Source organism: Hoeflea ulvae, assembly GCF_026619435.1.
Lineage (GTDB): Bacteria > Pseudomonadota > Alphaproteobacteria > Rhizobiales > Rhizobiaceae > Hoeflea > Hoeflea ulvae.
This window is the reverse complement of the sequence record NZ_JAOVZQ010000001.1, coordinates 461,399-472,561: the sequence shown is the minus strand read 5'-3', so window position 1 is coordinate 472,561 and position 11,163 is coordinate 461,399. Positions and strand designations below refer to the sequence as shown.

At 65.1% G+C, this 11,163-nt stretch carries 5 protein-coding genes and 2 pseudogenes; 6 read left to right on the top strand and 1 reads right to left on the bottom strand.

Annotated elements, in window-relative coordinates:
- Positions 1-104 precede the first annotated feature (104 nt).
- Positions 105-1,496, bottom strand: coding sequence for a M20/M25/M40 family metallo-hydrolase (locus tag OEG82_RS02360; protein ID WP_267610865.1), 1,392 nt, complete (start codon positions 1,494-1,496; stop codon positions 105-107).
- Positions 1,497-1,941: 445 nt separating this feature from the next.
- Between OEG82_RS02360 and OEG82_RS24280 the strand changes: the two are divergent.
- The 6 genes and pseudogenes from OEG82_RS24280 to hrpB form a co-directional block, all read left to right on the top strand.
- A pseudogene (locus OEG82_RS24280) lies at positions 1,942-2,904 on the top strand (5'-3' exonuclease); the annotation flags it as partial.
- 45 nt (positions 2,905-2,949) lie between these two features.
- Positions 2,950-4,880, top strand: a pseudogene (gene polA / locus OEG82_RS02355) (DNA polymerase I); the annotation flags it as partial.
- Positions 4,881-5,019: 139 nt separating this feature from the next.
- A complete protein-coding gene (locus OEG82_RS02350; RefSeq protein WP_267610863.1) occupies positions 5,020-6,252 on the top strand; it encodes an ABC transporter substrate-binding protein in 1,233 nt (410 codons plus the stop codon).
- Between the two features lie 33 nt (positions 6,253-6,285).
- A complete protein-coding gene (locus OEG82_RS02345; protein ID WP_267610861.1) occupies positions 6,286-7,980 on the top strand; it encodes an ABC transporter permease in 1,695 nt (564 codons plus the stop codon).
- An 11-nt stretch (positions 7,981-7,991) separates the two neighbouring features.
- Positions 7,992-8,639 carry an ATP-binding cassette domain-containing protein gene (locus OEG82_RS02340; protein WP_267610860.1) on the top strand — a complete coding sequence of 216 codons (648 nt, stop codon included), beginning with the start codon at positions 7,992-7,994 and terminating at the stop codon, positions 8,637-8,639.
- Positions 8,636-11,101, top strand: a complete 2,466-nt coding sequence (gene hrpB, locus OEG82_RS02335; RefSeq protein WP_267610859.1) for an ATP-dependent helicase HrpB — start codon at positions 8,636-8,638, stop codon at positions 11,099-11,101. The genes OEG82_RS02340 and hrpB overlap by 4 nt, the downstream gene beginning before the upstream one ends.
- Positions 11,102-11,163 lie beyond the last annotated feature (62 nt).

Here is an 11,163-nt window from a genome sequence, read left to right as displayed (position 1 = left end):
TCCGAAACTGCCCGGCGATCTCACAACACCCTAAATGCGACGATTTAAGGGGTGGTTAAGGAAACCACCCCTTTGCAGCCCGCGCTTGCGGCACAGGCCGGGTTTCAGCGCACCGACAGGGCGTCAAGGATGCGCACCCAGGAGCGGATTCCCTTGGAGAAGGACTTGAGGTCGTATTTCTCGTTGGGCGAATGAATGCGGTCGTCGGTCAGTCCGAAGCCACACAGCACCGATTGCAGGCCGAGAATGTTCTGGAAATCGCCGACGATGGGGATCGAGCCGCCCATGCCGATCATCACTGCAGGCTTGGGCCATTCATCGGTGAGCGCGTTGCGGGTTTTGGTGACGACGGGCGAATCAAACGGCAACTGGATCGCCGGCGAGCCGCCATGCGGCGCATAGCTCACCGTGCAATCAGCCGGCAAGCGGGCTTCGACATGGGCGCGGAAGGCTGCGGCCACCTTTTCGGGATCCTGCGTGCCGACCAGCCGGAAGGAGACCTTGGCCGAGGCCTGCGCCGCGATCACGGTCTTGAAGCCCTCGCCGGTATAGCCGCCCCACATACCGTTGACCTCGGCCGTGGGCCGCGCCCAGGTCTGCTCCAGCACCGAGCGGCCCTGTTCGCCCGAGGGCACGGAAAGGCCGACCTCACCGAGAAAATCCTCCGCCGTCCGGCCCAGGCTTTCCCAGCTCGCCAGCACCTGCGCCGGGGTTTCCTCGACGCCGTCGTAAAAGCCGTCCAGCGTCACCCGGCCGGTCTCGTCATGCAGATCGGCAAGGATCTTTGACAGGATATGCAGCGGATTGGCAGCAGCGCCGCCGAACAGGCCGGAATGCAGATCGCGGTCGGCGGCGTGAATTGTCACCTCCTCGCCGACCAGGCCCCGCAGCGCAACCGCAATCGCCGGTGTCTCCGGGTCCCACATGCCGGTGTCGCAGACCAGGGCGCATTCCGCGGTCAGTTCCTCGACATTGGCCTTGAGAAACGGCTTGAGCGAGGGCGAACCGGATTCCTCCTCGCCCTCGAACAGGATGGTGATGCGGCATGGCAGGGTGCCCGCTGCCGCCTTCCAGGCCCGGCAGGCCTCGACAAAGGTCATCAGCTGGCCCTTGTCGTCGGAGGAACCGCGGCCGGTGATCGCCTTGCGGCCGGGCGCGATCTCCTTGATCGCCGGCTCGAACGGCGGGTCGACCCAGAGATTGAGCGGATCGACCGGCTGCACGTCGTAGTGGCCGTAAAACAGGTAATGCGGCGCATCCGGGGTGGCGCCGTCGTGGTGGGCGACAACCATGGGATGACCGGTGGTGTCACGCAGGCTGGCTTCAAAACCCAGGGAGCTCAGCTCATCAACCAGCCATTGCCCGGCACGGCGGCACTCGGGCGCAAAAGCCGGGTCGGTTGAAATCGACTGGATGCGCAGCAGTCCAAACAGCCGCTCGAGGCTGTCATCGAGATTGGCGTCGGCAGCAGAAAGGGCGGCGGTGAGATCGGTCATGGCAAGCTCCGGAGGGGAATCAGATGCAGCCAGACTACAGCCCGGGCCCGCCAAAAGAAAAGCCGCCATGACCGGGGGGAAGGTCATGACGGCTCGTTTTTCGGGCAAGGACCACTGAGGGGGCGGGGGGTCCTCTGCCCTTGTCTGGAGACGGCGGGGGACGAGCCGAAATTCCAGACAGCGGCTTATTCGTTTGCCGGTGATAGTGATCTGGCCCCCGGAATGTGGCTTTTCAAGGACACAAACTGTTTCCAAAGATTACAATTTGGTAACCATTTTGTGATCGGCGGGCCATTTTCAGCGGCTCGCGGCGGCGCTTCGCAAGTCCCGTCGCCATCACTGAGACAGTGTTCCTGTGGCTTCAAAATGGCGACGATCGGATTTTCCGGCGTATGGCGCGCAAAGCGCATGGACCTTGAAGCAGCCCCGCGCTAATCCTTGCCGCATGAAAAAAGGTGATCATCTCTTCCTCGTCGACGGCTCCGGCTATATTTTCCGGGCCTATCACGCCTTGCCACCGCTGACGCGCAAATCCGACGGTTTGCCGGTCGGCGCCGTTGCCGGCTTCTGCAACATGCTGTGGAAGCTGATGTCGGAAACGCGCGACACCTCGGTGGGGGTCACACCGACGCATTTCGCGGTGATTTTCGACTATTCCTCGAAAACCTTCCGCAACGAGCTTTATCCCGAATACAAGGCCAATCGATCCGCCCCGCCGGAAGATCTGGTGCCGCAATTTGCCGTGATCCGCGAGGCGACGCGGGCGTTCGACCTGCCCTGCATCGAGATGGAGGGCTTCGAGGCCGATGACCTGATCGCCACCTATGCGCGGCTGGCGCGCGAAACCGGCGCCGATGTCACGGTGATATCCTCGGACAAGGATCTGATGCAGCTCGTCGGGCCGCAGGTGTCGATGTATGATTCGATGAAGGACCGGCAGATCGGCGTTCAGGAAGTCATCGACAAGTGGGGCGTCCCGCCGGAAAAGATGATCGATCTGCAGGCGCTGACCGGCGATTCGGTCGACAATGTTCCCGGCATCCCCGGCATCGGGCCAAAGACCGCCGCACAGCTGATCACCGACTTCGGCGATCTCGACACGCTGCTCGAACGCGCCGGCGAGATCAAGCAGAACAAGCGCCGCGAAAACATCATTGAATATGCCGAAAAGGCGCGGATCTCGCGCGAGCTGGTGCGGCTGCGCGATGATGTCGACGTCATTGAGAAGCTCGACGAACTGGTGCTCAATCCGCTTGACGGACCCAAGCTGGTGGCCTTTCTCAAGGGCATGGAGTTCACCTCGCTGACCCGGCGGGTGGCCGAGGCCACAGAGACCGACGCCAGCGTCATCGACGCGACCGATGTCGCCATCGGCGCCGCGGCCGAGATGCGCGGTCCCGACCTCGATCCGGGCCAGGCTGCCGGAATTTCCATTGCCGCTGACGGCGATGACACACCGCAGGCGCTGGCGAAGCGGCGCGCCGATGCGGCCGTTTCGAGCAAGATCGATACGACAGCCTACGAGACCCTGCGCGATATCGAACAGCTCAGGCTCTGGTCCGCCCTGGCGCGCGAACGCGGTCTCATTGCCTTTGACACCGAAACCACCTCGCTGGATGCAATGCAGGCCGAGCTGGTCGGATTCTCGCTGGCCATTCCCGAAACCGCCCCGGAAGCCGGCGGCTTGACGGTGAAGGCCTGCTACGTGCCGCTGGCGCACTCCAACGGCATCGGCGATCTGCTCGGCGGCGGCGGGGCGCAGGCCGGACAGATGCCGATGCGCGCCGCACTCGATGAGCTCAAGACGCTGCTCGAGGACCCGTCGGTTCTCAAGATCGGGCAGAACCTGAAATACGACATGCTGGTGCTGGCGCAACACGGCATATCCATCGAAAGCTTCGATGACACGATGCTGCTGTCCTATGTGCTGGATGCCGGCCAGTGGCGGCCACGGCATGGATGCGCTGGCCGAACGCTGGCTCGGCCACAAGACCATCAGCTACAAGGACGTGGCCGGTACGGGCAAGAGCGCGGTCCCCTTTGCCGAGGTGCAGATCGACAAGGCAACGGCCTATGCGGCCGAGGACGCCGATGTGACGCTCAGGCTGTGGCATGTGCTCAAACCGCGGCTGGTTTCCGATGGACTGGCAACGGTCTATGAGCGGCTGGAACGGCCGCTGGCGCCGGTGCTGATGCGCATGGAACGGCACGGGATCCGCGTCGACCGGCAAATCCTGTCGCGGCTGTCGGGTGAGCTGGCTCAGGGCGCAGCGGCGCTGGAAGCCGAGATCCAGGAACTGGCCGGCGAAAACTTCAATGTCGGCTCGCCCAAACAGCTCGGCGAAATCCTGTTTGACAAGATGAGCCTGCCGGGCGGGTCGAAGACCAAGACCGGGCAATGGTCGACTTCCGCCCAGGCGCTCGAGGATCTGGCAGCCGCAGGCCATGAATTGCCGCGCAAGATTGTCGACTGGCGGCAGCTGACCAAGCTCAAATCCACCTATACGGATGCACTGCCGGGGTTCATCAACCCCGAAACCCAACGCGTGCACACGTCTTTTGCGATGGCTGCCACCACCACCGGGCGGCTGTCCTCGTCGGACCCCAACATCCAGAACATTCCGGTGCGCACTGCCGAAGGGCGCAAGATCCGCACCGCGTTTATTGCCGAGCCGGGCAATGTGCTGATCTCGGCCGACTACAGCCAGATCGAACTCAGGGTGCTGGCCCATGTCGCCAATATTCCGCAGCTGACCCAGGCCTTTGCCGATGGCGTCGACATTCACGCCATGACCGCGTCGGAAATGTTCGGCGTGCCGATCGAGGGCATGCCGTCGGAAGTGCGCCGCCGCGCCAAGGCGATCAATTTCGGCATCATCTATGGCATCTCGGCCTTCGGCCTGGCCAATCAGCTCAGCATCTCGCGGTCAGAAGCCGGCGATTACATCCGCAAATATTTCGAGCGGTTCCCGGGCATCAAGGACTATATGGACGCCGCCAAGGCGGAGGCCAAGGAATATGGCTACGTGACCACCATCTTCGGCCGCCGCGCGCATTATCCGGAAATCCGCTCGTCCAACCCGCAGGTGCGCGCCTTCAACGAGCGCGCCGCCATCAATGCGCCGATCCAGTGGCTCGGCCGCCGACGTCATCCGGCGCGCCATGGTGCGGATGGAACCGGCGCTGGAAAAGGCCGGCGCCAATGCCCGGATGCTGCTGCAGGTGCATGACGAACTGATTTTCGAAGCGCCCGAGACCGAGGCCGAAAAGATCATCCCGCTGATCGTCGACGTGATGGAAAACGCCGCCATGCCGGCCGTCGACATGGCAGTACCATTGAAGGTCGATGCCCGCGCAGCGCTGAACTGGGACGAGGCGCATTAGCAACGGCTCATCGGGGTTTCCAGACCCGTTTTACACGTGCGGGTCACCAAAATGTGACGCTGCGGGCGGTGGCGTTTATTTGACGCCATCCCGGCGCTGTGGTGTGTGGGGATGATTTTGCCGTCTGAGGAGAAATGCCATGTTGAAGTCCCTTTCCGTGCTGGCCGGTGCGCTGACCGCGGCGCTGGTATTGACCCCCGCAGCGCAGGCCGCTGACCCCGATCCGCGGGACTGGGATGCGGTGCTTGAAGAGGCCAGGGGCCAGACCGTCTATTTCAACGCCTGGGGCGGCTCCGAAAACATCAACAGCTATATCGACTGGGCCGGTGCGACGCTGAAGGACCGCTTCGGCGTCGACGTGGTCCACGTCAAGCTCGATGACACCGCCAATGCGGTGGCCAAGGTGCTGGCCGAAAAGGCCGCCGGCAAGAACGAGGGCGGCTCGGTCGACCTCATCTGGATCAATGGCGAGAATTTCGCCTCGATGAAACGTCAGAACCTGCTGATGGCGCCGGACTGGACCACCCGCCTGCCGAACTGGGCCTATGTCGACCACGAGAACAAGCCGACGATCCTGACCGATTTCACCATTGCGACCGACGGGCTCGAAAGCCCTTGGGGCGGGGCGAAGATGGTGTTCTTCCATGACATTGCCCGTACACCCGCCGACAGCGTGCCCAACTCATCGGCGGAACTGCTGGACTGGGCCCAGCGAAACCCCGGGCGCTTTTCCTACCCGCAACCACCGGATTTCATCGGCTCGTCATTCCTCAAGCAGGTGCTGCTGGAAACCATCACGGACAAGTCGAAACTTCGCAAACCGGTCAACGAGGCGCGCTTTGCCGAAGATGCGGTACCGCTGTTTGCCTATCTCGACAAGCTGCACCCCAGCCTGTGGCGCAGCGGCAAGGCCTATCCGCAGAACTATCCCGACATGAAGCAGAAGCTGGCCGATGGCGAGCTCGACATCATCTTCGCCTTCAATCCGTCGGAGGCTTCGGCGGGGATCGCTGCGGGCGAACTGCCGGACACCGTGCGCTCCTTCACCTATGACAAAGGAACGCTGGGCAACACCCATTTCGTTGCCATCCCCTACAATGCTGCGGCCAAGGCCGGCGCCCTGGTGCTGGCCAATTTCCTGATCTCGCCGGAAGCACAGGCCCGCAAGCAGGACCCGGCGATCTGGGGCGACCCGACCGTGCTGTCGATGAACAAGCTGTCAGCCCAGGACCGCGCCGCCTTCGACGCGCTCGACCTCGGCATCGCCACGCTGAAGCCCGACGAGCTGGGCCCGGCGCTGGATGAGCCGCATCCGGACTGGATGGAGCATATCGAGGGCGAATGGCTCCGGCGCTACGGCGCGGCCAACTGATCCGCATGGCCAGCTCAAGCGGATACGCGTGACATGACGGGCGGCGTGCGCCTGGCGCGACTGGCGCCGCCCCTGACATTGCTGATCCTGCTCGGGCCGCTGGCCTTCGGGCTGGCCGGAACCGCGCTTCCGGCGCTGGGCTATCTGCCGGAACTGGGCGGCACGGAGTTTACCACCGCGCATTTTTCGGCTCTGGCGGAAGTGCCCGGCATCACCCGTTCCGCAGTCCTGTCGATCCTGATCGGGCTGGTCACCACGCTGGTGTCGCTTGGCGCGGTGGCAGGATTTGTCGCCAGCGATCTCGGCACCTGCGGATTTGCGCGGATGCGGCGGATGATCTCGCCGCTGCTGTCGGTGCCGCATGCGGCGGCGGCGTTTGGCCTCGCCTTCCTGATTGCCCCGTCGGGCATGCTGATGCGCCTGGTCTCGCCCTGGCTCACCGGCTACGACCAGCCGCCGGATGTCCTGATCGTCAATGACCCGCTGGCGCTGTCGATGATGGCCGGGCTGATCGTCAAGGAAATCCCGTTCCTGTTTCTGGTCACACTGGCGGCCCTGCCGCAGACCCGTCATGTCGAGACCATGCGGCTGGGACGGTCGCTCGGCTACGGCCGGATTGCCAGCTTCGTCTTCCTGCTGTGGCCGCCGCTTTACCGGCAGATTCGGCTCGCCGTGTTCGCGGTGGTTGCCTATGCCACTTCAGTGGTCGATGTCGCCTTGATCCTGGGGCCGCATCTGCCGGCGACGCTACCGGTGCGGCTGATCGACTGGATGAACGACCCCGATCTTGAGACCCGGTTTCTGGCCTCAGCCGGCGCGATCCTGCAACTGGGCGTCACCCTGACCGCGCTGCTGGCCTGGGTCGGGCTGGAGCGGATCGGCGCCGCCATGGTTGGCCGCGCCCGCAATTGCGGTCACCGGATGCAGCGTGACCGCATTGTGCGCGCCGGTGCGCGGATGGTGATGATCGCGTCGGCTGCCATCGTCTTTGGCGGCATTGCCGTGCTGGCGCTGTGGTCGGTGTCGGGCCTGTGGCAGTTCCCCGACGCGCTGCCGGCGAATTTCAGCCTGCGAAGCTGGATGCAGGCGCTGCCGCGGATGAGCGGACCGCTGGCAACCACCCTGGCTGTAGCCGGGCTGTCGACGCTGATTGCGCTGGTGCTGACGATCCTGTGTCTTGAACGCGAATACGAGACCGGACGCGGGCGCGGCGGCGGGGCGCTGCTCCTGATTTATCTGCCACTGATCGTGCCACAGATCTCATTCATGTTCGGGCTGCAGGTGCTGTCGATCTGGCTCGGGGTCGATGCCAGCTTTCCGGCGCTGGTGCTGGCGCATCTGGTGTTCGTGCTTCCTTACGTGTTTTTGTCATTGAGCGATCCGTGGCGGGCGCATGACCGCCGCCATGACCTGATTGCCGCAGGGCTGGGCATGAGCCGGACGCGGACACTGATCCGTATCCGGATGCCGATGCTGACACGCGCCATCCTGACCGCTGCCGCGGTCGGGTTTTCGGTCTCGGTCGGGCAATATCTGCCCACCGTGCTGATCGGCGCCGGGCGGCTGACCACGGTGACCACCGAAGCTGTGGCGCTGGCGGCCGGCGGCAATCGGCGCGTCATCGGCGTCTATGCCTTCATGCAGACGCTGCTGCCGTTTCTGGCTTTTGCCATTGCCACGGGATTGCCCGGCTTGGTATTCCGCAACCGGCGAGGCTTGCGGGTGTGAGATTGGACAGCATGAGCGACAATCAGGGACTACGACTTGAGGCCGTGCACATCTGCCTGGGCGAGCGCGTGCTGGTGGCACTGGATGCCCATGTCCGGCGCGGCGAAACCCTGACCGTCATGGGGCCGTCGGGATCGGGCAAATCGACGCTTCTGGCCTATCTCGGCGGATTTCTCGATCCGGCGTTCACCGCCAGCGGCCGGGTGATCGTCGACGGGATCGACCTGACCCGGCTTCAGGCTGAAAAGCGCCATGCGGGAATCCTGTTCCAGGATCCGCTGCTGTTTCCGCATCTCAGCGTCGCCGACAATATTGCCATTGCCATCCCCGAAGACGTTCATGGCCGCAAGCAAAGGCGGGCGCTTGCCGAGGCAGCCCTTGACGATGCAGGCCTCTCGGACTTCGGTGATCGCGATCCCGAAACGCTGTCGGGCGGGCAAAAGGCCCGTGTCGCGCTGCAGCGGGTGCTGGCCTCGCGGCCGCGGCTGCTGCTGCTGGACGAGCCGTTTTCCAAGCTCGACGCCAATTTGCGCGACCAGACCCGGCAGCTGGTGTTTGACCGGGCACGCCGCGCCGGCCTGCCGGTGGTGCTTGTCACCCATGACGAGGACGACGCCCGCGCCGCCGGCGGACAGGTGCACAAGGTCGACCCGGCGTGAGCGACATTGCCGCCCGCTTTGCCGATCTGCCGGTTTCAGACGCGCTCAAGCCCTTGCGCACAGCCCTTGCCGATGGCCCCAACGCGGTGCTTGCCGCGCCGCCGGGTGCCGGCAAGACCACGCTGGTGCCGCTGGTGCTGGCACAAGAGCCCTGGCTCACCGGCAAGATCATCCTGATCGAGCCGCGGCGGCTGGCGGCGCGGGCTGCGGCGCGGCGAATGGCGTCGATGCTGGGCGAAGAGGTCGGCGGCACCGTCGGCTACCGGATGCGGCTCGACACCGGGGTCTCGGCCAGGACCCGCATCGAGGTGGTGACCGAAGGCGTGTTCACCCGCATGGCGCTGTCGTCGCCCGACCTCGAGGGCGTTGATTGCGTGATCTTCGATGAATTTCACGAACGCGCGCTTGAGGCCGATTTCGGTCTGGCGCTGGCGCTCGACATCCAGTCGGGCCTGCGCGAGGATTTGCGCATTCTGGTGATGTCGGCGACGCTGGACACCGCCCGCGTGGCATCGCTGCTGGATGATTGCCCGGTGATCGAGAGCCTCGGCCGGAGTTTTCCGGTCGAGACCCGCTACCAAGACCGGACACCGGGCGAGCGCGTCGAGATCAGCATGACAAGCGCCATTGAGGCGATCCATCGTTCCGAGACCGGATCGATCCTGGCGTTTCTGCCCGGCCAGGGCGAAATCCGGCAGGTGGCCTCACGGCTTGAAGACCGGCTCGGACCGCTCACCGATGTGCAACCACTTTATGGCGGGCTGAGTTCACAGGAGCAGGACGCGGCAATCAAGCCGCCAGCTGAAGGACGACGCAAGGTGGTGCTGGCCACGCCGGTGGCGGAAAGCTCGATCACCATTGATGGGGTGCGCATCGTCATCGACAGCGGGCTGGTGCGGCAGCCGGTCTATGAACCCTCCACCGGCATCACCCGGCTTGAAACCATCCGCGCGTCGCAGGCTTCTGCCGACCAGCGCGCCGGCCGTGCCGGACGTACCGCGCCGGGCATCGCGGTGCGGCTGTGGCGCGAGGCACAGACCGGGGCGCTGCCGGCCTTTTCCACCCCGCAGATCCTGGCGAGCGACCTGTCCGCCATGGTGCTCGATTGCCTGGCCTGGGGCGTCAAGGATCCGCGGGAATTGCGCTTTATCGATCCGCCGCCGGCTCTGGCGATCGAGGAAGCGCGGGGGCTGCTGCAGGGACTTGGCGCCATCGATGCGGATGGCGGACTGACCGGGCGGGGCAAGCGCATGCGGTCGTTGGCGCTGCCGCCTCGGCTGGCCTCGATGGTGGTTGCGGGGCAACAGGACGGGCACGGATTTGCCGCCGCCGAACTGGCGGTGCTGCTCACCGAACAGGGGCTGGGCGGGCAGGATGCCGATCTGGACGCCCGGATGTCCCGGTTCCGCTCGGATCGCGGACAAAGAGCCACGGCGGCGCGGGCGCTGGCAGCCAGACTTTCCGGGGGCGCGAAAAAGGACACAAGAACGGGCCAGATACCGGCGGCGGCGCTGCTCGTGCACGCCTTCCCCGACCGGATCGCCCGGCAGCGCGGCGGTAGAGGCCGCTTCGTGCTGGCCAATGGTCGTGGCGCCACCATCGACGAAACCGACCGGCTGGCCGGCGCCGAATTCGTGGTGATCGCCGATCTCAGCGGCAAGGCGCAAGCCGCCCGGATCCTCGCCGCCGCGGAATTGTCCGGCGAGGCGCTTGACGAGGTTCTGGCAAGCCGCACAGTCCAGAGCGAGGAATGTGTCTTCGACGCGCAGTCGGGCGCCGTGCGGGCGCGGCGGATCAGCCGGCTGGGCGCCATCACCCTGTCGGAAGCGCCATTGCCCAAACCCGACGCCGCGGCGGCGATGACGGCGCTTTGCGCGGCGATCCGCAAGATCGGGATCAAGGCGCTGCCGTTTTCACCGGCCGGTCTGCAATTGCGCGACCGCATCGCCTTTCTCAACACCAGCCTGGGCGCGCCCTGGCCGGATGTGTCGGACCAGGCCTTGCTCGACAGTCTCGAGATCTGGTTTGCGCCGTTTCAACCGGGCATCACGTCGCTCAAGGCGCTTGACCGGGAGGGGCTCAATGAAGGCCTGTTGTCGCTGTGCGGGCCCGGCGCCCGGAGCGAGATCGGGCGTTTGGCCCCCACGCATTACCAGGCGCCGACCGGCTCAAGGCTGCCAATCCGCTATGAGGAGGAGGGGCCGACGGTGGCCATCCGGGTGCAGGAGCTGTTTGGCGAAACCCGTCACCCCTGCATTGCCGGCGGCCGACTGCCGCTGACGCTGGAGCTTTTGTCGCCGGCGCAGCGGCCGATCCAGACCACCCGGGACCTGCCTGGGTTCTGGCGCGGCTCCTGGGCCGATGTGCGGGCCGACATGCGCGGCCGCTATCCGCGCCACCCCTGGCCGGAAGATCCGTCCGAAGCCGACCCGACACGGCGGGTCAAGCCGCGCGGAAGCTAGTGCGCGGCAGATCCGTCAGCTGAAAACAGTTTGTGACCTTGAACCCCGATGCGCTAGACCTG

What these genes read in the sequence shown, in the direction of transcription:
- OEG82_RS02360 (WP_267610865.1), bottom strand. Translation starts at nt 1,496, where the DNA reads ATGACCGATCTCACCGCCGCCCTTTCTGCTGCCGACGCCAATCTCGAT.
- OEG82_RS02350 (WP_267610863.1), top strand. Translation starts at nt 5,020, where the DNA reads ATGTTGAAGTCCCTTTCCGTGCTGGCCGGTGCGCTGACCGCGGCGCTG.
- OEG82_RS02345 (WP_267610861.1), top strand. Translation starts at nt 6,286, where the DNA reads ATGACGGGCGGCGTGCGCCTGGCGCGACTGGCGCCGCCCCTGACATTG.
- OEG82_RS02340 (WP_267610860.1), top strand. Translation starts at nt 7,992, where the DNA reads ATGAGCGACAATCAGGGACTACGACTTGAGGCCGTGCACATCTGCCTG.